22 protein-coding genes are annotated in these 25,360 nt (G+C 36.8%); 9 read left to right on the top strand and 13 right to left on the bottom strand.

Annotated features, from left to right (window positions below):
- Nucleotides 1-216: 216 nt before the first annotated feature.
- The gene (locus MKY09_RS14695; protein ID WP_251552820.1) at nt 217-1,191 is read left to right on the top strand and encodes a proline dehydrogenase family protein; all 975 of its coding nucleotides are present in this window, start codon (nt 217-219) and stop codon (nt 1,189-1,191) included.
- A 432-nt stretch (nt 1,192-1,623) separates the two neighbouring features.
- Here MKY09_RS14695 and MKY09_RS14700 read toward each other — a convergent pair whose 3' ends face one another.
- The 4 genes from MKY09_RS14700 to MKY09_RS14715 form a co-directional block, all read right to left on the bottom strand.
- Nucleotides 1,624-2,592 (bottom strand): carbohydrate kinase, encoded by a 969-nt coding sequence (locus tag MKY09_RS14700; RefSeq protein WP_342567000.1) that lies wholly within the window; start codon nt 2,590-2,592, stop codon nt 1,624-1,626.
- A gap of 373 nt (nt 2,593-2,965) precedes the next feature.
- Nucleotides 2,966-4,165, bottom strand: a complete 1,200-nt coding sequence (locus tag MKY09_RS14705) for a PepSY domain-containing protein (RefSeq protein ID WP_340884882.1) — start codon at nt 4,163-4,165, stop codon at nt 2,966-2,968.
- 40 nt (nt 4,166-4,205) lie between these two features.
- Nucleotides 4,206-5,567 carry a HAMP domain-containing sensor histidine kinase gene (locus tag MKY09_RS14710; protein WP_342567001.1) on the bottom strand — a complete coding sequence of 454 codons (1,362 nt, stop codon included), beginning with the start codon at nt 5,565-5,567 and terminating at the stop codon, nt 4,206-4,208.
- A complete protein-coding gene (locus MKY09_RS14715) occupies nt 5,557-6,270 on the bottom strand; it encodes a response regulator transcription factor (protein ID WP_169358761.1) in 714 nt (237 codons plus the stop codon). Before MKY09_RS14715 ends, MKY09_RS14710 begins: the two co-directional genes overlap by 11 nt.
- Before the next feature lie 270 nt (nt 6,271-6,540).
- Between MKY09_RS14715 and MKY09_RS14720 the strand changes: the two genes are divergently transcribed.
- Nucleotides 6,541-7,140 (top strand): transposase, encoded by a 600-nt coding sequence (locus tag MKY09_RS14720; protein ID WP_342567002.1) that lies wholly within the window; start codon nt 6,541-6,543, stop codon nt 7,138-7,140.
- Between the two features lie 187 nt (nt 7,141-7,327).
- Here MKY09_RS14720 and MKY09_RS14725 read toward each other — a convergent pair whose 3' ends face one another.
- Complete coding sequence (locus tag MKY09_RS14725) at nt 7,328-8,401, bottom strand: branched-chain amino acid aminotransferase (RefSeq protein WP_169358759.1); 1,074 nt, start codon at nt 8,399-8,401, stop codon at nt 7,328-7,330.
- Nucleotides 8,402-8,649: 248 nt separating this feature from the next.
- Between MKY09_RS14725 and MKY09_RS14730 the strand changes: the two genes are divergently transcribed.
- From MKY09_RS14730 to MKY09_RS14740, 3 genes are all read left to right on the top strand, one after another.
- Nucleotides 8,650-8,775: a hypothetical protein gene (locus MKY09_RS14730; RefSeq protein WP_342567003.1), complete on the top strand. Its 126-nt coding sequence runs from the start codon at nt 8,650-8,652 to the stop codon at nt 8,773-8,775.
- 152 nt (nt 8,776-8,927) lie between these two features.
- Nucleotides 8,928-10,286 carry a hypothetical protein gene (locus MKY09_RS14735; RefSeq protein ID WP_342567004.1) on the top strand — a complete coding sequence of 453 codons (1,359 nt, stop codon included), beginning with the start codon at nt 8,928-8,930 and terminating at the stop codon, nt 10,284-10,286.
- 62 nt (nt 10,287-10,348) lie between these two features.
- The gene (locus MKY09_RS14740) at nt 10,349-11,803 is read left to right on the top strand and encodes an S-layer homology domain-containing protein (protein WP_342567005.1); all 1,455 of its coding nucleotides are present in this window, start codon (nt 10,349-10,351) and stop codon (nt 11,801-11,803) included.
- A 126-nt stretch (nt 11,804-11,929) separates the two neighbouring features.
- On the opposite strand, the gene MKY09_RS14745 is transcribed toward MKY09_RS14740, so the two are convergent.
- Together MKY09_RS14745 and MKY09_RS14750 are read right to left on the bottom strand one after the other, a co-directional pair.
- Nucleotides 11,930-13,273, bottom strand: a complete 1,344-nt coding sequence (locus MKY09_RS14745) for a GntP family permease (RefSeq protein ID WP_342567006.1) — start codon at nt 13,271-13,273, stop codon at nt 11,930-11,932.
- Nucleotides 13,274-13,277: 4 nt separating this feature from the next.
- Nucleotides 13,278-14,414, bottom strand: coding sequence for a glycerate kinase (locus tag MKY09_RS14750; RefSeq protein WP_342567007.1), 1,137 nt, complete (start codon nt 14,412-14,414; stop codon nt 13,278-13,280).
- Between the two features lie 126 nt (nt 14,415-14,540).
- Between MKY09_RS14750 and MKY09_RS14755 the strand changes: the two genes are divergently transcribed.
- Nucleotides 14,541-15,656 carry a sugar diacid recognition domain-containing protein gene (locus tag MKY09_RS14755; protein WP_342567008.1) on the top strand — a complete coding sequence of 372 codons (1,116 nt, stop codon included), beginning with the start codon at nt 14,541-14,543 and terminating at the stop codon, nt 15,654-15,656.
- 28 nt (nt 15,657-15,684) lie between these two features.
- Here the strand turns inward: MKY09_RS14755 and MKY09_RS14760 are convergent, their stop codons facing one another.
- Nucleotides 15,685-16,170: a C40 family peptidase gene (locus MKY09_RS14760; RefSeq protein WP_240949614.1), complete on the bottom strand. Its 486-nt coding sequence runs from the start codon at nt 16,168-16,170 to the stop codon at nt 15,685-15,687.
- Between the two features lie 308 nt (nt 16,171-16,478).
- On the opposite strand from MKY09_RS14760, the gene MKY09_RS14765 reads away from it, so the two are divergent.
- Nucleotides 16,479-18,191, top strand: coding sequence for a HAMP domain-containing methyl-accepting chemotaxis protein (locus MKY09_RS14765; protein ID WP_342567009.1), 1,713 nt, complete (start codon nt 16,479-16,481; stop codon nt 18,189-18,191).
- Nucleotides 18,192-18,842: 651 nt separating this feature from the next.
- Complete coding sequence (ltrA, locus tag MKY09_RS14770; RefSeq protein WP_342568256.1) at nt 18,843-20,105, top strand: group II intron reverse transcriptase/maturase; 1,263 nt, start codon at nt 18,843-18,845, stop codon at nt 20,103-20,105.
- A 55-nt stretch (nt 20,106-20,160) separates the two neighbouring features.
- Here ltrA and MKY09_RS14775 read toward each other — a convergent pair whose 3' ends face one another.
- Nucleotides 20,161-21,777, bottom strand: a complete 1,617-nt coding sequence (locus MKY09_RS14775) for a M20/M25/M40 family metallo-hydrolase (RefSeq protein ID WP_342567010.1) — start codon at nt 21,775-21,777, stop codon at nt 20,161-20,163.
- A gap of 135 nt (nt 21,778-21,912) precedes the next feature.
- Nucleotides 21,913-22,338 (bottom strand): HEAT repeat domain-containing protein, encoded by a 426-nt coding sequence (locus MKY09_RS14780; RefSeq protein ID WP_169358752.1) that lies wholly within the window; start codon nt 22,336-22,338, stop codon nt 21,913-21,915.
- A 187-nt stretch (nt 22,339-22,525) separates the two neighbouring features.
- Here MKY09_RS14780 and MKY09_RS14785 point away from each other — a divergent pair, with 187 nt between their 5' ends.
- On the top strand, nt 22,526-22,726 hold the full coding sequence (locus tag MKY09_RS14785) for a hypothetical protein (RefSeq protein ID WP_169358751.1): 201 nt from the start codon (nt 22,526-22,528) through the stop codon (nt 22,724-22,726).
- A gap of 165 nt (nt 22,727-22,891) precedes the next feature.
- Here the strand turns inward: MKY09_RS14785 and MKY09_RS14790 are convergent, their stop codons facing one another.
- From MKY09_RS14790 to MKY09_RS14800, 3 genes are read right to left on the bottom strand one after another with little or no spacing between them, the layout of a single operon-like run.
- The gene (locus MKY09_RS14790; RefSeq protein WP_342567011.1) at nt 22,892-23,701 is read right to left on the bottom strand and encodes a hypothetical protein; all 810 of its coding nucleotides are present in this window, start codon (nt 23,699-23,701) and stop codon (nt 22,892-22,894) included.
- Nucleotides 23,702-23,708: 7 nt separating this feature from the next.
- The gene (locus tag MKY09_RS14795; protein ID WP_169358749.1) at nt 23,709-24,530 is read right to left on the bottom strand and encodes an ABC transporter ATPase; all 822 of its coding nucleotides are present in this window, start codon (nt 24,528-24,530) and stop codon (nt 23,709-23,711) included.
- Nucleotides 24,531-24,557: 27 nt separating this feature from the next.
- Entirely contained in the window at nt 24,558-25,355 is a 798-nt protein-coding gene (locus MKY09_RS14800; protein ID WP_342567012.1) for a hypothetical protein, read from the bottom strand.
- Between the last annotated feature and the right edge of the window lie 5 nt (nt 25,356-25,360).

Consider the following 25,360-nt stretch of genomic DNA (forward strand, 5'->3'; position numbering starts at 1 on the left):
CTCCTAATATGATATGTATAAATGCCCCTACTAATAGATTCATATACTACTAAAAGTTATCTCAATTCGACTATTTACGCAAGACATTTTCTAATTATTTAAAAAAAGGTAAAAATAGTGATTATTTGCATTCTGTGTATGAGGTTATTTGTCCTACTTGCACGAAAAAAGATGTTATATGCTATAATTAATTATCACAATAGAGATAGGAGTATCATCATGTTAAAAGATATTTTTATGACATTATCAGAAAACCAAGTATTAAATGGGGCCGCTAAAAAGTATGGTTTAAAAATGGGTGCCCAACATGTTGTAGCTGGGACTAATATCGAAGAAACGATGGAAAGTATTAAAAAGCTTAATGCTCAAGGTATCTCTTGTACGGTAGATAATTTAGGGGAATTTGTCTTTGAAAAAGAAGAGGCTTTAGAAGCCAAAGCTCAAATTATCGCAGTGATTGAAGCAATAGAGGAACATCAGGTTGATGCTCATATCTCATTAAAACCATCCCAATTAGGATTGGATATAGATTATGATTTTGCTTTACAAAATTTAAAAGATATTATTGCAGTCGCAAAAAAATATAATACATTCATTAATATTGATATGGAATCTAACAAACATTTACAGCCTTCCTTTGACATATTGGACGAGCTATCTAAGGAATACGACCAAGTTGGAACAGTTATCCAAGCATACTTCTTTAGAGCAGCTGAAGATATTCAAAAGTATAAAAACTTCCGTCTACGTATTGTAAAAGGAGCTTACAAAGAACCTGCAGACGTAGCTTATCAAACAAAAGAGGAAATTGACCAAAATTATATAGAGCTAATTGAATGGCACTTATTAAATGGTAAATTTACTTCTATCGCAACACATGATCATAATGTCATCAATCATATCAAGCAATTTATAATTGATAATAATATTTCACATGATAAATTTGAATTCCAAATGCTATATGGTTTCCGTACTGATATGCAGTTACAGCTAGCAAAAGAAGGCTTTAACTTCTGCACATATGTACCATTCGGAAAAGACTGGTACGGTTACTTCATGAGACGTCTTGCTGAACGCCCTGCAAACATGAATCTTGTCGTAAAACAAGTGTTTAACAAAAAAACGAACACTATGATCGGTCTTGCAGCAGGTGCATTTGCCCTAGGAAGATTGACAAAAAGAAAGAAATAATACTGCATAAGGCATACTATTCAATGAATAAAAGCTTTGTTGTAGTGACTATAAACATAAACAAAGGAACTTTCGAATGGCTATTAAGAACATAAATAGATGACGAAATTGGGTTGGTGTCATTTTTTAGCTTTGTTTATGCGAGTAAATGTTTTTAATGCTTTATCGATGCTAAAGCAGTTTCATTTATTGATTAGAGCACCAGACGGCGACTCCTACGGGATGAGTGAGACAGATCAGACATCACAACCACGCGCGTAAGCGATGGGTGATGGCTTATCGCTCACCCCGAGGAAAGCGTCTGGCTGGGGCGAAAATCAATTCTACTCTCTGATCTTTGCATCATAAATCAACCCTACCCTTCAACATAGCCTAAATAATAAACCGTGAAATCAGTAACTTGATTTCACGGTTTTTTATTCATAGCCACTATTAGACTTCGTTACGGCTGTCCTCCTGCAATTGACAAATACCCTTTAATGTAGGAAGAGCAGGTATTCCGCCTCTTTTTGTAGCAGCTAATGCTCCTGCCGCATTAGCAAAGAGCACACTAGATTTTAGCTTGTCTATATTCAAATTCTCCATATTAGACTCTGCTAAAATTTTGAATAGTAAAGCCCCACAGAAAGCATCTCCTGATCCGGTTGTATCAATTGCTTCTACTACATATGGTGGAATCATTTCTGTTTTATCCTTATATCTAAAAAAGCATCCTTTCTCGCCCAAAGTCACCAAAATCAATGGAATTCCATAGTTTCTACTTAATAGTTCAGTTCCATTTTCATAGTCCATTGTGGTAGTTAAAAAGTGAAGCTCTTCTTCAGATACCTTTAGTATGTCTGCAAAGTGCATGCTATCAGAGATGACTTTCTTCGCTTCACTTAGATCGTCCCATAGACTTTCACGCAAATTTGGGTCGAAAGAAATAAGCAAGCCCTTTTCTTTAGCATATTTCAGTGCACTAATAGTAGCTTGTCTCGAAGGTTCACTAGTCATGGAAACGGAGCCAAAATGAAATAACTTTGCATTGTCAATTAATTCATAGTTCACTTCTTTTTCCTCTAAAGTAATATCAGCACCTGGTTTACGGTAAAAACTAAAAGAACGGTCTCCATCCGGATGGAGATGAATAAAGGCCAAGGTCGTGTTGACTTGTCCAGTTGTCACTACACCAGTCGTATCTACATGATTAGATATTAAAGTTTCCTTAAGAAACGTCCCAAAGTCATCTGCCCCTATTTTACCGATAAAGGATGTTTTCATCCCTAGTTTACTAAGCATAACCAATACGTTCGCTGGGGCTCCACCCGGATTTCTTTCAAATAATGTATTTTTATTGTCGGATTGCCCATAGGGTGTAAAGTCGATTAATATCTCACCTAATGCTACCACGTCATACATATGTGTAATCACCTCTATTAGAGTATTGTAAACTATGAAATATAGCTCTGTTTCATCGATTAAATAAAGGATATACTATTTTCCAAAAAAGTTAAAATGTAAATAAAAACACCTCATTCTACGGGGATGGTAGAATGAGGTGTTTTTTCCTTGTTATCGCTCAAGGTATATTTAATACGCCGTAAATTTTTTGCCTTCGTACTTCCACATCGTTTTATCGCTCGTGTGTTAGATATCCCCGATTATACTAAGTTGGAGAAAGAGCTCCTTCAAAACTCGTTCAACAACATTAAAGATAATTTTTCTATATATTCATCATATCTGAACTAAATGAGAATACACAGAGAGTTTTATTAGAAATTGATGAGAATTTTTATTCCCATGTTACTGATAATATTTTTCCAGAGATTGCATGTACCTGGATCGTCGCTTTTGTTTTTTTATCCTTACTATCCTTCGAGTTACCATCTGCGGTTTGCATCACTATTAAATAGTAGCCACCTTCATTTGTTTTTATAAAGGAATTACTATCTACGGTTCCCTTGTATTGTTGTTGGGCTATTTTAGTTGCTTGCTCCGGAGTAATTAACACGGTAGCAGTACTTTCCTGCTTTGCTTCTTCAGGTTTTTTGGTTTCAGTTTGTGTTTTATTGGTACTAGTAGAGCTAGCGTCTGGCTCTTCCTTTTTAGCTTCCTCTTTTTTCGGTTCTTCTGTCTTGCTAGTCTCTACCTTAGTAGATTCTACCTTTACAGACTCCACTTTGGAGGTTTCATTTTTAGTAGTTTCCGTCTTGCTTATATCTGTTTTGGTTGGTTCTGTTTTAGAAGAGTCTGTTTTAATACCTTCTATAGAATCAGTTGCAGCCTCTGCCTTAGCATCAGCCTTGCCCTCATCGGACTTGGCAACCTCCACTTTGACTGGTTCCTTTTTAACTTCCTCTGTTTTCACAGGCTCAGTTTTCAAGACATCCTTTATTGCATTTTTAATTACTTCTGTAATTGGCTTGTCTACTTTAGAATCACTTAACTTTTCTTGGATTGAAGAAGTGGCTGAAATACTAGACTTAATCAACTTCATTTCAGTCGCTTGAGCGGTTTCTACTTTATTAACCATGCTCATTGTGTCCTCTTTTACCTGTATTTGCGTAATGGGACTCATTTCTACTACAATGTTATTGTTTGTTTCTTTCTTACGTATATTACTAGTTAATGGATATTCCCTAACTTCAAAAGTATCACTATATGTGGCGAATTCCGATTGCTCAACAGGCTGAGAAATACCTGTTAACATATATTCATTCGTCTGCTCCATTGTGTAAATATCTCCATTTGTAGAGTTAACCTCTACTAAATAAACAGAGCCACCTTTTGTAATAACAGCCTTGTATACATTTTCTTTTAACGTTATATCAGTTACTTCTGCATCATACAATTGCTCTAGCTGGGAACGAACATCATTCTCTGACATAAATTGCCTGTTCGTTTGGGTAACATTAAACAAAAACCCAGTGCCTACAATGACGATCACTGACACAAAAATCAATGTATATTTTTTGATTTTAGTAAATTTCATTCATGCTTCCCTCCCCCAATTCTATTTTAAAAGATAAACATTAAAAATTGATGAGAATTGGAGTTTTTGGAATAAAAATATAAATAGTAGTACCAAACCCAATTGTGCTATCTATTTCCATTTCGAGAGATAAACGGTTGGCAATCTCTTTTGCAATGGACAATCCAAGACCAGTTCCACCTGTTTTCCTATTTCGATCCTCGTCGACACGATAAAATCGGTCAAAGATATGATCAATATCTTTTTTAGGAATACCGTTCCCATAGTCTAAAATTGCGACTACTGTATGATTTTCTTCCTCGGTAATCGTCGTCTTAATTTCTTTTTCGCTGTATTTCCTCGCATTATCTAGAATAATAAAAAGAAGCTGTGTTAGCTGCTCCATATCTGTATTCACGTAGACAGGGCCATCACCTTTTAATATAAATTTACGATTATAAGCAGTGCGCATAGATTGCAAGGTATTTTCCACCAGCTCATACAATTCAATTGTTTCCGACTTTTGAGTGTGCTGTCCATTCCCTTTGGCCAGTAACAACATTTGAGAAATCATCTCTTTCATTCTTGCCGTCTCATGAATGATTGCATTTACTGATTCCTCTGCTATTGCTTTATCTTTGAAGCCATGACGAGACAATAGCTTTGCATAGCTTTCGATGACAGTGAGTGGCGTTTTTAATTCATGTGAAGCATCAGAAACAAACTGTTCCTGCTTATTGTAGTTTTCCTCTAGCTGCTCCATCATTTCATTAAACGCTATTCCCATCTGAGTCATTTCATCTTTACGATTTTTACTTAACTCTATTTTTTGATATTTTCCTGACATCCTGCTTTGGGACATGGTTTTAATTAATTTATTTATAGGTTTAGTAATGATATTACCTAAAGTGACACTTGAAATTGTCATAAGGAGCATCCCTATTATAGTTACCCCTATTAAGGTCCAACGAAGGAATTTTAAATTTTTATCTACCTCAACAAGCTGTTTAAGCGTATGGATTTCAACAACTTCGCCATTTTGCCATATGACTGGCTTTGTTATAGTTAGGACGGGGACACCTCGAAAATAACCTGAGGTATATCGCTCTCCATTCTCTAACTCCGGTTTATAATCTTTCATCTCTTCGATTGACTCTACAAAGACGATAGATTCACCCTTGGCGTTGATCACTCTAATTCCTCCATTAGGAGGGATAAAAGCACGTAAAATAGTAGCTGGATCGTCATCCGCTCCCATTTTACTGAGAGCGCCAACCAGCTCATCCACTTCATTATTCAACTGATTATACTCGGTATCGAAAGCCATTGACTCAAATATAAAATAGATACCTATATTCATTAACCCTAAAATTACTAGCGTTAAAAATGTAGAGAAAAGATGAATTTTTGCTTTAAGCTTCATTTTTTAGCTCCTTCAAAACATATCCAACGCCTCTTACGGTTTGAATGAAAGAAGAACAATTTTTCTCCTCTAATTTTTTTCGTACATATCTTATGTAAACGTCCACAATATTTGTATCCCCATAATAATCAAAGCCCCACACAGCGTCTAAAAGTTGTTCCCTTGATAACACTTGGTTAGGATGCTTTATTAAGTAAAGTAGTAAATCATACTCTCGTGGCGTCAAATTGACTTGTTCCCCATCATTAGTAATCTCTCTCGTTTGCTCATTTAAAGTAATAGAATGGAAAACATGAACATGAATATTGTCTACTTGATCTGGTGCAGAAGCAGAGGATTTATTGAAACGAATGGCTGAACGTACACGAGCAAGAAGCTCTTCAATTTCAAACGGCTTCGTCACATAATCGTTTGCCCCTAAATCCAAACCCTTCACCTTATCCTCCAGCCCGCTCTTTGCAGTCAATAAAATAACTGGAGTTTTAGCCTCTGTTGCTCTAATTCTCCTTAATACATCTAACCCATTTAACCCTGGCAGCATCAAATCTAGCAGCACCAGATCCCAGGGCTTTTCTCTATATTTAATAAGGCCATCTGTACCTGTATAAGCAATCTCGACAGAATACCCCTCGAATTCCAGCTCTAATTGTAGAACACGAGCAATATTTTCCTCATCCTCTATAATTAATATCTGCTCTTTCATACGGAATCCCCCTCTTTATGGCTATTTTAACACAATATACCGACCAAATTATACACATTACAGAATCATTACAGGTGCCTGGCACCTGTAATGAACCGATAACAAAGCGCTATAATTTTATTTCCGATACGATTTTAAGCGATAAAACAAGAATTTAATCGAATATTATCTATAAAAATCAAATTATTGTGAATATTGCATAATTTCCATTATTGTACATTTTATAGGTTTATAGTATGTTTGTTAAAAGAATAGATGGAGGTTAGAAAAATGGGGAGAATGCGGAGGATTTGGCAGCCAGAGATTTATTATCACGTGACAATGAGAGGCAATAATCGACAGAATATTTTCTTGAACGAAGGAGATGTTTCTCTCTTTTTCCGTGCTTTACAACGTACATATAAAAAATCGAATTTCATAATTATTGCTTACTGTATTATGAATAATCATTACCACCTTTTGATCCGCTCCCCTGAGACACCACTTTCGGAAGTGATGTTATCCATCAACAAGACTTACTCAGAATACTTCAAACGTAAATATAATTATTTTGGACAACTCTATGAAACCAGATTTTTTTCCAGTATGGTTTCCGACCCTATAGGCTTATTAAATGTCAGTAGTTACATTCATCAAAACCCTTTAACGACTTCCAAGGCTATGACCAATAAAATGGAATACTATCCTTATAGTTCGTTTCAATATTATTTTTTTGATAAGAAATGTGACTATCCTTTTGTAAACACCGAGCTACTTCCCAATTTAATAAAAAACTACCCTGATATTAAAGAAAGAACCTACGTAGCTTATTGTGAAAATTTTCGGATTAAACAAGATTTACATTTTGACTACGAGATTCCTACTAATTAAATTAATTGGATGTACAACATGTGAATAATGGAGACAGTGGTACCAACCTGCAAAGACATGCTTTCCTACCAGAACCATCTCATGTCCTTCATTAAACGAGCTGTAAATTGCAACAAATTTATAACATCAGTTCATTTTTCAAAGAAAAGAATCGCTCCTATTCTTAGCCTAGGAGCGATTCACACTTTTATTTTAGTTCTGTAACCCAGCCAAAAGGATCTTCCACTGTGCCACTTTGGATGCCAGTCAATGTATCATATAATTTCTTAGATAACTCACCAGTTTCTCCGTTATTTACATAGAATAGCTCGCCTTTCCAGCGAAGCTCACCAATTGGAGAAATAACTGCAGCAGTCCCTGTTCCAAACGCTTCTTCTAGCTTACCGTTTAAATAAGCTTCTCTAACTTCCTCCATTGACACCTTGCGTTCCGCTACCGGCACACCCCAATATTTTAATAGCTCGATAATGGATTTTCTAGTAATGCCATCTAGAATAGAACCGTTTAAGGCTGGAGTAACAACCTCTCCATCTATTTTAAAGAAAACATTCATGCTTCCTACTTCTTCAATATACTTTCGTTCAATTCCATCTAGCCATAATACTTGCGAGTAACCCTCTCTATCAGCCACTTCCTGTGCCTTTAAGCTAGAAGCATAATTACCAGCTGTTTTAGCCATTCCTGTACCACCCGCCACTGCACGAACGTATTCACTTTCTACTAATATTTTCACAGGATGGATACCTTCTTTATAATAAGAGCCAACGGGCGACATAATAATCATAAAGCTATAAGTCTTAGATGGAGAAACACCTAAATGTGCTTCAGTCCCAATCATAAATGGTCGGATATATAGAGATGTTCCTGGTTCATTTGGAATCCATTCCTTATCAATCTCAAGCAGCTCTTTTAATGCTTCCATAGCAAACTCTTCATCTATTTGAGGCATACTAAGTCGATCGCAGGAAATATTCATACGTTTCATGTTTTGTTCTGGTCGAAATAAACGAACTACACCATCCTTAGACAAATACGCTTTCATGCCTTCAAATACCGTTTGCCCATAATGTAATATAGTTGCAGAAGGGTCTAACGTAATCGGTTGATAAGGGACAATCCGATGATCATGCCATCCAATGCCTGTTGTATAGTCTGCAATAAACATATGATCTGTAAATTTAGTACCAAAGGCAAGTTGGCCGGCAGGTGTTTTCTCATTTTTTATTTCATTTTCTGTAAACTTGATTTTTACACTGTTCATGTTGTATTACCCCTATCAATTTAATTATTTAGTAAATTGCAACTTTTATAACTGTGCAATATATTATATGCAATTATACTCCTTTTCTCAAAATTGAAAACACCTTTTTTAGAAAATTTTCTAAAAATTTTGTGTATTTTTAACTCTACTTTTCATTTTTGTAAATTTAAAGGAATTATATCTTAATATCCCTTTAAATAAACCGATAAATAAGTATAGTAAAATACCAAAAGATAGGAGGTTTATATGTGTTTAGAAACGCTCTATACATATTAAGCTTATTACTAATCATAAGCACCATTTTTTCTTCTGTTCCTGCGAATGCTTCTTCCACGGTTAACGGACTTTTCTTAAAACCATATATGAAGAAGTAACCCTTGAGGACAAGACAACCGAGAAAAGACTCTCACAAGTAATATTAATCAATGAACAAGGAAAAGAAGTAAGGCTAACCATTGATAAATATACCCCTTTGTACATCAACTCGACGCCTACTACAATTGGTGCATTTAAGGAAGGCTTGTGGGTGGAAGCGATTGTGGATGGCCAATCAGTTCAAGAGCTTAACGGATTCACATACATCGAGCAAGGATCTCTTGAGAACAATAAATCTGAAGCAATCGGACAAAGCCTTACAGGAACTGTCAATGAAATTGATAAAGGTGCTAAGTATATCGCTATCAATCTCAAAGATAAAAAATCAACGAGATTTTATTTAGACGAGGACACAGAAATATATAAAGATAATAAAATCGTAGACTTAAGCGTTTTATATGTGGGAGACCGCATAAAACTGAAAACATCAGAGCATGACACGAATACTTTGTCCTCCATCGAAATAACTACAGACGGTATCAAAGTAGAAAATATATACAAAGGTGTTATTCAGCAAATTGATTCAAAACAAAATAAGTTAGTTATTAAAAATGAAAAGGCATTTATTAATTGGAACTGGAGAAACTCAACTAATACTGCCATGAATTCCAAGAGCTTTACAGATAAGACACCTATTTTCCTCGGCACTAAAAAGATTGATAAAAGTCAGCTTCGTAATTATCGAAACAACGAGATTTACTACGTAACGGTAAAGCAGTCTGGGAAAGAAATCATTCAGAAAATGATTATAAAAAAGACAAATGAACGGACGCTACATGAAAGCCTATACGGTCTAGATACAAAGAATAAAAATATCAAATTAACTAATTACGGAACCATTCCATATCATAGCGGAACTATTATTATTAGAAACGGACGATTAGTAGATCCGACAGCACTTCAGCAGAGCGGTAAAGCATTTGTTATTGCAAACGGTGCTTCGTCTAACCAATATGCAAATGTCATCCATATTACTAACGATGGATTTCAAAGCGCTAACTTAGCTGATTATCAATTATACTTTGGTCAAATAAATTACACGAATCAGTATCAGCTTTCACTATCCATTCCTCAGGTTTTGTCTAATAACTATTGGTACTCCACTGGGAATGCTAGCTTCAGCTTTAGCAATGATACGGTAGTTACAGAGGATTATAATAACTTAACAAAGGATTTCACTTATAGTAATGGAAAATATGGTTACTTCTATGTAAAAGATAACCACATAATTGCATCTAAAATAGTCGGCTATTCCACACCGGACTATTCTGTTTCCATCGGTCGATATAATCCAATCCATTGGAATCCTAATACATTAAGTATAAAAGACGTTAGTGAGCACTATAATAGCGACTGGCTAGCAGCTTATCAGCGTAACTATGTAGATTTATCGAATACAATGCTCATCAAAGAAGGAAGAATAATTAAATCCAGCGATTTGAAGAAGAACGATCGACTCTACATGATTCATAATGGTTACTATCAAGCAAAAATAATTTTAGTAGATTAACTGCTCAGGGTATGTACATGCATACCCTCCATTACATAGAGAAAGAGGTAAATAGGATACATATGAAAAATCAACTTATGAAAAAGCCGATTGTTACCCTGATGGCTTTATTCCTTATACTAAGCTTAGGGACAAATGAAGCTAGCGCGAAGGTTCCAGATTTTAATGGTGGCATTTTAGACGAGTATTCTTATGAAGAGGTATTTTTTCTAAGCGGCTCACCAATTACATTCACAGGGAAAGCAACTGTCACTGAAAAAGAAAGTAAAAACCAATTAACTTCTACTTATAAATTCAATTTAAGTAATCAATATGGAGATAAATTAACAAGAAGCGTGGTCTATATCACTGATTTGACAACTCATGTTAAGAAAAATCAAACTACGGCTCAAACTACAGTTAAAAGCTACTCCGAAAAAGTAACTTTAGCTGATAAAACGACATTTACCTTGGATGATTATCAGTTTTCTCAAGGTTCGGTTATTGATAACCGCCCAGCAACTGATTATTATTCGGGGAATATAATTGCAAGAAAGATTTATAAGCGTAGTCAAAAAATCGGAAGAGAAACAATTAATGATTTAATTACTGTTTATATGGAAGGAAATAATGTTGGCTACAAAAATTTCTGGGGCTCCACTGACACTCAGTTGATTGACTATGAAATAGATTCCCCGCAAGGGACTTCATTTGTATCTAGCAAGGTTTCTGACAGTAAATCTAGAGTATTAGAATACGAAAAGCATATTCCCTCTCTATCAAGCTTTGTAGGTGGACACTCAGTTGTAAGCAAGTCAAACATGGTAGCAGAATATGATTATCAGATTCCATTTAATCCATACAACACAACAGGGACTGCATACATTAATAAAGATAAAACACCAACAATTGAAAGACTTATCGTCCCTAAGTTTCGTGATATTGAAAAGCATTGGTCCAAGCCAAATATTGAAAAACTATATTCTTTAGGTATTTTTGATGAAACAAGTAACTTCTTCTCTCCTGATGCAGCAATGAAAAAAGACCTTTTCACTGTAGCTGTGGCTAAAGCTGTAGACTTGCGTGTACTAGAAGAAAAACCAAAAAACAAGAAGAATATACGAAAAGCATTATTTTCAGATTTAGATATTAATGATCCGAACTATGTATATATTGAAAGCGCACTAAATAAAGAAATTGTAACTCCAGTGAATGCTGACATATTTGGAGCAAATAAATCTATCACTAGAGCAGAGGCAGTAACTATTATTATTCGCTCTCTTGGATTAGAGGGACGTGCACCAACCCCTGGTTACACCACGAAGTTTATTGACGACAACAAAATACCAAAATCAGCTAAGGATAGTATCTATGTCGCAAGTGAACTAGGTCTAATTGATCCAGATAGAAAAAATCGCATCAACCCTAACGAAGTCCTTACAAGAGGAAAAGCATCACAGCTACTTGTTAGATATATGAACTTCCTTGAATCTGACCTAAAACAAAACTATCGCGATGACATGATTAATTTCAACTAAACTCAAAACCCCATCTAAACACCGGCGAATGCACCGGTTCTAGATGGGGTTTTTCACTTGATTGCAGATAATGTTACAGGTGCCTGGCACCTGTAACATAGGTGGCCTAGACATACCTGTAACATATTATACAAATATAAACCAAAGGATTGCTGTAACGATGATTGTTGTAATACCTTGGAGTAGAGTTGCCATTGTTTGTGCTTTGTACGCATCGGTAACCTTCATGCCGCTAAATTGGGTCACTACCCAGAAATAGCTGTCATTTACATGGCTCACTGTCATCGCTCCTGCTCCTACCGCCATAACAACTAGCGCTAACGGTAATGCACCCTCTATACCTAGAGTTGGTAACATTGGTGCTACTAGTGATGAAGTAATAACTAGAGCAGCTGTTGAGGAGCCTTGTGCTGTTTTGAGAGCTGCCGCAATAAGGAATGGCACTAGTAGGAATAATGCTCCATTAGCCAATACCCCTAAATCCATTTCCTGTAGAAGCTCTGCTACACCAGAGTTTTTAATAACTGTCCCAAACGCGCCTCCAGCACCGGTGATTAATAAAATTGGTGCTGCTTCCTTAAGGCTTTCACCAATCCAACCAGACAGCGTTTTTTCACTAATTTCAGGTAGCAATAAGAAGGAAGCTAATACACCGAACAATAGTGCCACAGTTGGAGAACCAAGGAATCTCAAGAAATTCGTTAATCCTGATTCATCGCCAACTAACGCTGCAACTGAGCCCGTGCCGATTAATAAAATTGGTAGTACGATTGGTAAAAAAGCTTTAAAGGTAGATGGCATTTTCCCAAAAGATTTAATAACCTCTTCGTAATCCAGTGCATCTTCCTGATCCGCTGGGACGTCGATTTTCGTCCCAACCTTCACGGCCCATAAATAACCTACGATAGTGGCAGGAATTGCTACAAACAAACCGACCAAAATTATAGTACCAAGATAATCTGTTGCCCCAATATTCCCTGCTGCTGCGATTGGTCCAGGAGTTGGAGGCACTAATGTGTGCGTTGCATAAAGCCCTGTAGACAAAGCTACTGCCATAGATGCTACCTTGACCTTCGCACGTTTTGCTAATGACTTTTGTAAACTTGATAAAATAATAAATCCAGAATCACAAAATACAGGTATTGATACGATAAACCCTATGATGGACATGGCAAGCTGCGGTCTTTTTTCACCTAGAATACGAAGGACAACCTCTGCCATTCGGTAAGCTGCACCAGACTTCTCAAGAATAACCCCTATGATTGTTCCCGCAACAATTACAATTCCGATACTCGCCATTAAACCGCCAAAACCAGAGTTAACATTCTCTACAACAGTAAGCAGCGGCATACCAGAAGCAATACCTACAAAGAAGGCACTGATTAATAGAGCCAAAAAGGGATGTAGCTTGAACACTGCAGTTGCCACTACAACAAAAACAACTCCTAACAAAATAACTAAAAACAACATGACCTCACACCTCTTCCTTTAGAATGGCTTGCATTGTTTCCTTAGTCCTTACAGTTAAATAATGAACCGGGTCTTTCAAGGATTCTTCCATACTCACTGAATGATCTACTATACTAACAAGCTTAGAGAAATAGGTAGACAAGTCTACTTTACTTTCTTTCTCTATAAAGCCAGAGAGCAATATAACGGGAATCCCTCTTTTATTTGCAGCAACAGCAACTCCCATCGGAGCCTTACCAGAGAGAGTTTGTCTGTCCGTTTTACCTTCTCCTGTAATGACGAGGTCTGTATCCTCTAAGTGCTTTTCAAATTGAATGGCCTCCATGACAACTTCTATACCTGGCTTTAATTGGACAGGAAATAAAGCAAGAAAAGCACCTCCAAGTCCTCCAGCTGCACCCGCACCTGGCATCTGATGCACCCTAATACCTTTCACTTCTGCTATTTTATTTGCAAGGTTCTTTAAACCATTCTCTAGCTGGTCCTCCATTTGTGGAGTTACCCCTTTTTGTGGACCAAACACAGCCGTAGCTCCATTTTTGCCTAATAAAGGATTATCCACATCACAAGCTAGTATGAACTGTGAACGTTGAATTCGCTTATCCATTTGACTAATATCTATCTCTTCCAGATTTACAAGAGAGCCTCCCCCAGCTTGTATTTCTTCTTTTACTTTATTCCTAAATTCAACCCCTAATGCACGTAGCATCCCTGCCCCGCCATCATTCGTTGCACTCCCCCCTATTCCAACAATAAACTTCCGGAATCCTTGATCGAGCGCGTGACGAATCAGTTCACCTGTTCCAAACGTTGATGTCTTTAGCGGATTTCTTTCATCTTGCGACAATAGAGTCAAACCAGAAGCTCTCGCCATCTCAATGACACAAGTCTCTTTGTCTCCTAACACCCCATAAACCGCCTCTATTTGTTTTCCTAACGGGTCTTGAACGGTTGCAGTTACAAATGTTCCACCAGTTGCAATGACAAGGGGTTCCAACGTTCCTTCCCCACCATCTGCTACAGGTAGTAATACAGTTTCAATAGATGGATCAACCTCATGAATCGCGTTGGAAACAGCCCTAGCAACCTCAGTTGCTGACAATGAACCCTTGTAAGAGTCAGGACTAATAACAATTTTCATATATTCTCTCCTCCGATTAAAGCGCTTACAAAGATTATATTGCAAAGAAAAAACGATTACATTATACTAAATGTATAATTCAACTGTATTATAACAGCTAGTTTTTTATACATTGAGGTGATTCAATTGATAACCAAGCAATTAGCCGAACAAATAGTACAGCAAACTATGCTTCGTCTTCATCGAAATATTAACGTTATGCAGACAAACGGAGTCATACTTGCCTCTGGCGACGAGCTAAGAGTAAATCATATACATGAAGGTGCTATTGAAGTAGCTAAAACTAAGTCCCCACTAAGGATTACAAAGGATAATAATCACCTTTTTCCCCGAACAAAGTGTGGCATTAATTTACCTATATTCTATCAAAATGAAATAGTCGGGATCATTGGAGTAACGGGAGAACCTGCCGACTTGGAGGAGATAGCAACACTTCTCCAGTTAACAACTGAAATGATGGTCCATCAAGCATTAATAGTCTCTGAGAGAGAATGGAAGCGGAAAATACAAGAGCTCGTCTTCGAAGAATTAATGAGTGGACAGCCAATCCAGAAATATTTACAGGAAAGGCTCCACAAAATAGGCTTTCAAAACAAAGCCCCATTTTATGCAATGATGCTTGAGGTAGATCCAGAGTCTTCCTCTTATCAAAATATTATTCAGGAAATAGAATACTATCTAGAAACAGATTCTATATTAGTCGGTCATTACCAAGCAAGCGAGCATTTTATTTTAATTTCTGGCTTGGATAAAACAACATTCACTCGCAAAGTTACCTTATTAGCAGAAAAACTAAAGAAATATTATTCTCTTTCCATTGGGCTAGGGAGAGAAGTGCAATTATTAGAGCAAGTCCATTATGCCTACCGAACAGCCAAGCTCGCGCTTCAATACGGGAATCCTAACAAGCCAGTCATTTCCTTCGAGGAGGTAGAAATTTACTCTCTGTTTAAAAACAAAGATTCCTTTGAGGTTCAAACCTATACAAAAAAAATGCTAGAGCCACTGGATATTAAACTACAAAATACCTTGCAGAAATATTTTGATTGCAGTCTTCAGCTCTCTATTTGTGCTGAGGAACTCGGGATTCATCGCCATACCCTCACCTACCGTTTAAACAAAATAGCACAAGTAACAGGTTATAATCCTACTAACTTTCAGGATGCATTAGCACTTCAGTTAGCTTTGTTATTAAAAAATAGAAATTTACATTTCAACGAAAAAACCGTTTCAGCTCATTAGCCGAAACGGTTACATTATTTATATTTTATTATTTTTTAGCTACTTGAACGTTAGCAACTTTTTTAGCGCCTACGTATTTTTTACCCCAGTAATAAGGATCATTAATTTTATCGATTCTTACACCTTTTGATGATGAAGCATGAATGAATTGGCCATTCCCGATAAACATTCCAACATGTGAAACACCTTTTCCAGTCGTATTGAAGAATACTAAATCCCCAACTGCTAGTTTAGCTTTTTTTACTGGCGTTCCTTTACTGTACATTCCAGCAGCAGTTCTCGGAAGAGAGACACCTTTACCTTTGTACACGTACCCAATAAATCCAGAGCAATCAAATCCTGCCTTCGTTGTGCCACCATAACGATATTTAGTTCCAATTAGACTTTTCGCACTTGATACTATTTCGTTGGATTTTACAGAGCTAGCTGCTTCTGTATTTCCCGCAAATGTTCCCATGGCTAAAACTAGAGTTAGTGTTAAGATCGTGATTAGTTTTTTAAACAAAGAAGTCAATTTTGATGTTCCCCCAAAGAAGTATTGAAAAATTTCTCTATTTTTTCTCGTTAAAAATTTCTCTATACCCATACTAACACGGTTTAAACATTAGTGATTTTACAGTTGTGTAACAATAAGATTACAAGCCGAAAAATATACTAAGACTCTCCTCCCGTTTTAAATTTGAATAAATAAGTACAATATGCCTAATTTATTAGCATGAATTATAATATTTTTATTATTTTCCTCTATCTATCCATAGGATATATGTGTTATAAATAGAGGGTTAACTATTATTTGCCAAAAAAGAATAGGAGATTACTATTGTGAAACTGAAATGGAAAAATACACTTACTCTACATCTCGGGACAATTATCGTCGGGGTAATGATTGTTATGCTTACGATTACTTCTGTAGCTACTTATAAAACTGCCTATGGCGAACTTTACAAAGCAGCTGGGATTGAAGCATATGGTTGTGCTAATATTACTACTGGTTTAATTACACCTGAAGATATTAATAAAATACTTGCTGGAGACACTGCTGCCGTTAAAAGCGTAGGTGAGCAGCTAAACTGGACTACTGCTCATAAAGATATTTTTGAGACACAATATATAATTGACTTAGAAGGAAACCTATTAGCTACTGATGATAACTTAAAAGAAACTGGTTTTAATGCAGGAGATCAATTTTACATAGATCAAGAAGCGATTGATATGCTTGTCAAGATGGGACACCCTACCTACTCAGAAAGCTATGAGTACGCTGGGATGAATCGTTTGTCTGGCTATGCTCCAATTTTCGAGGATCATGACCCCTCGAAAAAAATTGTTGCTATTAGTGTAATAGATTTTAATGCGGACATCGTCTCTGAAAGAACATGGGATGTAGTTAGTAAAGGATTACTATTAAGTATTATTCCTTTATTGTTAGCATCTATAGTTACTCTTCTTTTAATTAGAAGAAAAACAAAGCCTTTATCTGTTTTGATTGCTCATGCTGAAGAGATTGCTAAAGGAAACTTATCCGTTAAAGACACAAATTTTTCAAGCAAGGATGAGGTTGGAAACTTAAGTAGGACGCTTGATACACTTGCTGGTAACTTACGTACGATGATTGGAACGATTCAAAACACTTCCTCCCAATTAATGAAAAATGCAGAAGAAACTACAGCCTCTTTGATTGAAATGAAGGAAGCAGCGCATCAGATCGCCAATAATATGAGCGAAAATGTTGCATCTATATCAACGGGTACTGCATCTGCTGAAAGCTCAACCGTTATCTTAAACAATTTAGCTACCGGCTTACAACATTCAAAGGAAACTGCGGACCAGTGCTCGGTACAATCGATGACCACTATGCAGATTGCTCAAGAAGGCCTCAAGAAAGCCGAAGAAACTAGTCGAGACATGAACAAAATAAGAAACGCTTCCATTGAAACTAGCGCAATGATTGTGAAGCTTGATGAAGCAACTAATAAAATACAGCAAATTACTGGGTCCATCGCGGGCATAGCAGCTCAAACAAATCTACTGGCACTTAATGCCTCTATAGAAGCAGCTCGTGCTGGTGAGCATGGTAAAGGATTTGCAGTTGTAGCAGAAGAAGTTCGCAAGCTAGCAGAACAGTCTAACCTAGAGGTTAAACAAGTAGAAGAAATCGTAAAAGAGATAACAGAAAACATCTCACACGTAGTAACCTCTACGGACACCAGCACCAAACTAATCGAAACTGGAAATGCAACCGTTCAGCAAACTTCTCAATCCTTGCAGAATATCTCTACAGCTGTCGGTAAGACAGTAGAGGAAATCTCAAGGATATCTAAGATGACAACCGAGGAAGCTGCTAACTCGAAGCAAGTAGTAGATCTTATCGAAAATCTAACTGAATCTATAAGAGAAATTGAACAAGTGACTACAACCATTTCAGCCGTAACAGAAGAAACCTCTGCCTCTATAGACGAGATTTCACAGCATTCCGCTGAAACATCCGAAGTAGCACAACAACTTCACAACCTCATAAACAAATTTAAACTCTAACGATTACTTACATTATATTATTACAAGTGCCTGGCACCTGTAATATATTTCAAGAAGACACAAAAATAGACGCCCACGTTAGAGGGGGCGTCTATTTTTTATGTGCGCCCGGCATGCGCATGAACTATAGGGTGCAAGTCCCGAACCCCGAAGACAGAAGTAGAGGTTAGCCGAGAGCAAGGGTGTCCGTGGTGACGCGGAATCTGAAGGAAGCTGGAGGCAAATCACCGGTCCGAGGAACACGAATCTCATAGAAGGCTAGGTATGATTGAGTGAGTTTGCATAACAAAACAAAGCTCTTTCTGTCGAAGGTCATACCAAGTAAATGAGGCGGATAGATGGTGTGAAAGTGCATGCGCTTACCCGGGGAGGTCTGATGGAAACGTGAAGTACCCTTCATAACCCACTCCATGAGGAGTGGCTGAACCATCAGAAGTCAGCAGAGGTCATAGTACGAATGGGTCTAGAACCACTCGGAAGGACCGAACAATTAAGAGAGAATAGCCCTTGGCTTTCCAACTTGGATGTTTGAACACAGAAAACTAGTGCCTCACGCTTAGAAAGTAGTGGTGAATCCCACGAGGGTATTTGCGGAGGGTGTAGTCCAGTTGGGCAAAAGAAGATAAGCTATTCACGGAAAGGAACGAAATGGTGATGTTGAATCAGATACTTGAACGGAAAAACATGATGCAAGCGTTAAAGCGAGTGGAAGCGAATAAAGGAAGCCATGGAGTAGACATGATGCCCGTACAAACCTTACGACAGCACATCCTCGAAAATTGGAAAACTATTAAATCGCAGATTTTAAATGGAACCTATGAACCACAGCCAGTACGTCGAATCGAAATCCCGAAACCAGACGGTGGTGTGCGTCTATTAGGTATTCCAACCGTGACAGATCGTTTGATTCAACAAGCTATATCGCAGATACTATCTGAGGAATATGATAAAACATTTTCGGATTACAGTTATGGATTCCGACCAAATCGGAGTGCCCATGATGCCATTCGAAAAGCAAAGGGTTATATAAAAGAGGGTTATCGATGGGTTGTGGATATGGATTTAGAGAAATTCTTTGATAAGGTCAATCATGACCGACTAATGGCAACGTTAGCGAAACGAATTTCAGATAAACCTTTACTAAAACTCATTCGTAAATATCTCCAATCCGGTGTCATGATAAATGGCGTAGTTTCCAGTACAGAAGAAGGAACCCCGCAAGGTGGACCTCTAAGTCCACTCTTATCAAACATCGTATTAGACGAACTTGATAAAGAGTTAGAGAAACGTGGACATAAATTCGTACGGTACGCAGATGATTGCAATATCTATGTGAAGAGTGAACGGGCAGGGGTACGAACAATGGCGAGTGTACAACGATTTATTGAAGGAAAACTTCGACTGAAAGTTAACGAAAAGAAATCGGCAGTGGACCGCCCTTGGAATCGGAAATTCTTGGCGTTTAGCTTTACTGCTCATAAAGAACCGAAGGTTCGTATTGCAAAAACAAGCCTACAACGAATGAAGAAGAAAATACGAGAAATTACCTCTAGAAAGATGCCATATTCCATGGAATATAGAATCGAAAAGTTGAACCAATATCTAGTGGGATGGTGTGGATATTTCGCCTTAGCAGATACACCTACCACATTTAAAACACTGGATAGCTGGATTAAACGAAGGTTACGTATGTGCCTGTGGAAGGATTGGAAGAAACCTCGAACAAGAGTTAGAAATCTTACTCGATTAAAAGTTCCTTATGGGAAAGCTTACGAGTGGGGAAATACTCGAAAAGGGTACTGGCGCATTTCTAAAAGCCCCATATTACACAGAACCCTCGGCAAATCCTTTTGGGAAAGCCAAGGGCTGAAAAGTCTGCAAGTTCGTTACGAAACTTTGCGTTATTCATCTTAATTGAACCGCCGTATACGGAACCGTACGTACGGTGGTGTGAGAGGTCGGGAGTTAATCACTCCCTCCTACTCGATTTGTATAAGCTTTTAATAAGGGTTTCTAGCATTACTGGCATTTCAACAAAAGCACTGTCTATATGTAGTCTTTCTGTTTTTTGATGAGCATCCTTGCCGAATGGTCCTACGTTCAGTACAGGTCCCTTTAATTTAGCCATATCATCAAATGGGATATCATAGGTATCTCCCCATACTGGTGTATTGCTTTCAAATGCTGTCCAGCCGTTTCCATCGTCTTCATAATTTACATAGCTCAAATCGCATATCCCATTAAAATAATGTATTTGTTTTACTGTATTATTAAAGGATTGTGCAGATTGCTTCATTAACTCAACCGCTTCTATAATCAGTGGATCCTTGGATGTGTTAACCGCTGGATAATATGGTGGAGCAAAGAGCAACACGGTAGCTGGTGAAAGCTCCTGGCATTGAATCATGAGATTATCTACTATTCGAAGTGATTTTTCACGATCGTCCCATTCCTCTTCCGCAAGTACTTCTTGCTTAAGTCTTTGAACTTCCTCTATGCCTAATTTTTTATTCGCATACGCAAGCAGCTCGTCATATTTCAAAACTCTGACCTGTCCAATTCCTTGGACCTGCTCTCTATCACAAATTTGTTGATAGGTTTTATTCAAAGCGTCCATTGCCTCATTCGCAACCTGTTCAAACAGTTCCATAATGTCAGAAGCAGTTCTTCTTAATAAAAACACGTTGTACAAAGCAACTGCTCGGTACGGTGTCTGCGTTGAATAAGACATTTTCAAATCCTTTTGCTGTAAAGAAACTGGCAACGGAGTACTTTCTCCAAGGTCATGCTCTGTAAATATAGGATTATATTCCATTCGCTGTGTTAAGAAAGAAGCAATATAGTTAGCCGTCATCCCTTTCATCGGCTCTCCTACATGAGTTTCCTTTCCGTAAAACAGCGCAGCGGGCATAATTTTACCGATCGTACCAGAGTAGATATACTCGTCAATATCCTTTGGCACCTGTGAAAACGAAGGTTCACTATTTAAAAATAGCTTATATGATAAATTAAACTCTTCACGTATTCGAACTAGCTGAGTAACAGCCGCACGCATACCAGCAGAATTTACCTCTTCATCAGGTACACTTGTGAGAATTAAATTAATTGGCCATTCTTCCACAGTAGCTTTTTCAATCAACTGCATATGTAAGGCTAATCCCATCTTCATATCCATCGTTCCACGACCAAACAAATACTTCCCGGTTGCCAAATCTTCTTGAGCATCCTCCGGTAGCTCACTAGGATTTTCCATTAACTTTCTAGTTAACTCCTCCGGAAAATAAGCTAAAGGCTCCAAAGTACCATATTCTTCTGTCTGCACAGTATCGAAATGACTAATAAGCACAACTGTTTCTGTTGCAGAAGGATGCTTATATAATGCCGTCACTACCTGTCTTCCCAAGCCTGCATCGTGAAGCTGGAGCTGACTCGGATGAGTTTGAAAATACTCAAGCTCTCGAATCTTTTCTATTAACTTAGGAGCAAACTCCCTTTCTCCATCCGTTAACGTAATACTGTTCCAGCTCACAAGCTCACACAATAATTCACGCAGTCGATCTGGCGTATCCCATAAAAGCTTATTCATACTAATCCTCCTAACAAAATATTTTTTATATTTATATAGTTTATTTTACATTATTTCAAGTGCCTAGCACCTGTAATATTTCATCCATAAATATACAAAAAAAGGTCAATGCAAATTGACCTTTTCCAGAATTCCTTATAATTTTTTCCATTCTTCTTCTAGCCATTCTAAGCCTTTTTCGCCTTCATATGCATCATATACATCGATACGCATTCTTTTTAGCTTAGTTAAGTAGTCGTCAATCGTATGATCTTTTGGTAAGCTCTTTTTCACACGAACAAATACTTTATTTGCTCCTTTTACCAATTCGAATTTTTTACGCTTTGGTAATACGACATCTTCCCCTAACTCAAGCAATGAGCGATATGCTTCTTCTTGAATTTGAAAAACTGGGTCATGGTCTAATCTTACTTTTAGTATATCAATCACTTGGCTTGTATTATAATTTCCCAACTCTTCAACAGCACTTAAACGAGTTCTCCAGCTTCCAGTACGGTTAGCTGCTTTTTTAAGATCCTCATAGTTTTCTGGTAACTCATTTTTTATAGACTTTTTACTCAATCAATTCATACTCCTTTAAATTTCATCTTAAACACATTATGTTTGTCCATTAATTATATACTATGTGCTCATTAAAACCTATTTTTTATATTTCCCTTAAAAAAGCAATTAAATAATACTGTATAATTCCCAATTATATTGTAATTAATACATATAAATGATACAATTTACAAAAGGAGGTGATTGGTTGAAAAACGTCGATGAAATAAAAAAATATAAATTTTTATTGTCCTTTCACGATGGCCATCAACTATTATTTGAAACAAACACAGACATTAGAACAGCAGAGCGCGAATACATAAATGGTGGAATGTTCGTGGAAACTGAAAATAAATACACTATCAATTTAAACCAAGTAGCAAGAATTCAAGTCAAAAAACAACGATAATGAAGCACCGTTCCTCTGTCCTAATAATTATGAGTTTTTAAAATCAACCCTCAAAATAAAATACATTTCCCTTAAAAGCAAAACGCACCCCTATTTAAAAACGGATGCGTTTTTTATATGCTTTTTTATGATATGTTACAGGTGCCAGGCACCTGTAACATAGTGTTATGCCTCTATCCTTGGTTTTCTTCTTCGCTCAGTTTTTTGTTCTCCTATGGAGTAAAGGTAACCTCGCTCACTAAAGTTAAAACTCTTATACTTACACTTACAATATAAAATGATTAGCTGCTCCGGTAAGACTGCTATCATTGCGTAAAATACAATCATGCCCAAAACAAGGATACCCGGAGTACTGCTGTCGTAGTAATTAGAGTTATGAGAGATCCACTTCGTTATAAGTAAAAATAGAGCTCCCCCTATTAATACGACTTTTGGAACAAACGACATATTTGCTAGTTCGTTTCTTTGCTCTTCTTTTTTGGAGCCTTTTCGATAGTGCCCTTTTTTAAGCAAGATATAATAACGGACCATTATGATAATAAATAATAAGAGTGCTACAGCTAAAATAACGTAGGCAATTTGCATTAAGGTATCCGCATCATTTGTCATGCCCTCATCCTCTAAACCTATTGTAAATAGGGAAATAATCAGGAATGAAATGGAACCGACATTATGGGAAACCAAAATGGAAAGTGCGTACTGTATCCTTTCACTTCTTTTATAAACAAACGGGATAGAATACACAATACTCAACCCTATTAAACCAACAGTAAGCCAAAAATGTATGTTAATTATCTCCTCTTTAAACGGAAAAAGAGAGTAAGGTGCTGCTAAATAATAATTTAAGGCAAACATTAATGCTTGTAAAAAAATACCTAGTATTAATACAACACTAATACTTTCTCTACTTTGGCGACCAGATTCTAACGGTTCCCTTAATACTTCAAAATCTTCCTCCCTTAATTGGCCCCTCATTTACTAGTCAACTCCTAATCTCTTTGCTAAGCTTCTTCCCTCGTTTTCTCTTAAGCATTTGATCTCCTACAGAATACAAGTAGCCTCGCTCATTAAAATTGAAGCTTTTGTATTTATACTTACAATATAAGATGACTAACTGCTCAGGTAGGACAAACAGCATGACAAAAAAGAGACCGATACCAATCGTAATGATTAAAACAGAGTCTATATTAAACTCAGGCATTACTCTTACAACATATTGCATAATGAGCACTATAATTAAACCAAAGACAACAGCAGGAAAAATTAGAAGAGTAGTATTTTTTTCTAGTTGACCTCTAATCTGATCCTTCTTGCTTCCCTTTCTATAATGTCCTTTTTTCAATAAAATATAAAATCTTATACATGTAGCGAAGAAGACCAAGAAACCACAGCTAAGGATAAGATATGTAACCTTGAGCAATTTCTCTGCACTTACCACTTCTCCCCCTGTATCCTCTCCAATTAAAAATAGGGCACAGATAAACAAAGAGAAGGATAATAAATTTTGCGAAACTAATATAGAGACTAAATACTGAATTCTATCAAACTTTCTATAAACTATTGGTATAGCAAAAACAAGCGACAGTATAATTAAAGCAACTGTAAAATATAAATGAATCTCTATAATTTTCTCTTTATAAGGAAACACTGTATTTGGACCAACCATGAAATATTCTAATAAAAATACTAAGGCTTGTAGAAAAACTGTTATAAATAATATTGCCCCTAAACTTCCTGGACTTTGTCTACCAGATTCTAACGGTCCCCTTAATACTTCAAAATCTTCCTCCCTTAATCTACCCATTAGTCTTTCTAAACTCCCCATTCATTTTTAAGCCTCTATCCCTCGTTTTCTTTTAACCTTTTGATCCTCACTAGAATACAAATAGCCTCGTTCATTAAAATTAAAGCTCTTATATTTATACTTACAATATAAGATGACTAGCTGCTCGGGTAATATGAACATCATTACGAAAAATGCAAGGATTCCCCCAATAATGATAGCAATAGTGTTACTGTCATCGTAATTGGAGTTTTTGGAGATGTACTGAATTACAAATACTAGTCCAATTCCACCTACTATTGCGCCTGGAAGAAAGGACATAGATTCTAATTTACTTCTTTGTTCATCTTTTTTAGAGCCTTTTCGATAATGACCTTTCTTTAGCAAAATATAAAAACGGATAAACGTAACTATAAATATTAAAATTCCTATAGCCAAAATAATATAGGTGATTTGCAATAAAGAGTCTTTATTCGTGTTTATGCCCCCATTTTCCATCCCTATTAAAAACAAGGATACAAGTAAAAAAGGAATGGATGACATATTTTGTGTAACAATAATTGAAATTAGATATTGTATTCTTCCGCTTCTGTTATAAACATAGGGAATGGAATAAAGCACACATAATCCAATTAAGACGGCAGTAAGCCAAAAATAAAAATTCATTATCTCTTCCTTATTTGGAAATGTGGTAACGTCCTTCACCATAAAATAGAGTAAAGCAAACATTAATGCTTGTATAAAAATACCTAGTATTAATGCAAATCCAAGACTTCCTGGACTCTGTCTGCCAGATTCTAACGGTCCTCTTAAAACTGCAAAATCTTCCTCCCTTAATCTACCCATTATTT

This window comes from Psychrobacillus sp. FSL K6-4046, from assembly GCF_038624605.1.
GTDB lineage: Bacteria > Bacillota > Bacilli > Bacillales_A > Planococcaceae > Psychrobacillus.

What these genes read in the sequence shown, in the direction of transcription:
- MKY09_RS14700 (WP_342567000.1), bottom strand. Translation starts at nt 2,592, where the DNA reads ATGTATGACGTGGTAGCATTAGGTGAGATATTAATCGACTTTACACCC.
- MKY09_RS14705 (WP_340884882.1), bottom strand. Translation starts at nt 4,165, where the DNA reads ATGAAATTTACTAAAATCAAAAAATATACATTGATTTTTGTGTCAGTG.
- MKY09_RS14710 (WP_342567001.1), bottom strand. Translation starts at nt 5,567, where the DNA reads ATGAAGCTTAAAGCAAAAATTCATCTTTTCTCTACATTTTTAACGCTA.
- MKY09_RS14715 (WP_169358761.1), bottom strand. Translation starts at nt 6,270, where the DNA reads ATGAAAGAGCAGATATTAATTATAGAGGATGAGGAAAATATTGCTCGT.
- MKY09_RS14720 (WP_342567002.1), top strand. Translation starts at nt 6,541, where the DNA reads ATGGGGAGAATGCGGAGGATTTGGCAGCCAGAGATTTATTATCACGTG.
- MKY09_RS14725 (WP_169358759.1), bottom strand. Translation starts at nt 8,401, where the DNA reads ATGAACAGTGTAAAAATCAAGTTTACAGAAAATGAAATAAAAAATGAG.
- MKY09_RS14740 (WP_342567005.1), top strand. Translation starts at nt 10,349, where the DNA reads ATGAAAAATCAACTTATGAAAAAGCCGATTGTTACCCTGATGGCTTTA.
- MKY09_RS14745 (WP_342567006.1), bottom strand. Translation starts at nt 13,273, where the DNA reads ATGTTGTTTTTAGTTATTTTGTTAGGAGTTGTTTTTGTTGTAGTGGCA.
- MKY09_RS14750 (WP_342567007.1), bottom strand. Translation starts at nt 14,414, where the DNA reads ATGAAAATTGTTATTAGTCCTGACTCTTACAAGGGTTCATTGTCAGCA.
- MKY09_RS14775 (WP_342567010.1), bottom strand. Translation starts at nt 21,777, where the DNA reads ATGAATAAGCTTTTATGGGATACGCCAGATCGACTGCGTGAATTATTG.
- MKY09_RS14790 (WP_342567011.1), bottom strand. Translation starts at nt 23,701, where the DNA reads ATGAGGGGCCAATTAAGGGAGGAAGATTTTGAAGTATTAAGGGAACCG.
- MKY09_RS14795 (WP_169358749.1), bottom strand. Translation starts at nt 24,530, where the DNA reads ATGGGTAGATTAAGGGAGGAAGATTTTGAAGTATTAAGGGGACCGTTA.
- MKY09_RS14800 (WP_342567012.1), bottom strand. Translation starts at nt 25,355, where the DNA reads ATGGGTAGATTAAGGGAGGAAGATTTTGCAGTTTTAAGAGGACCGTTA.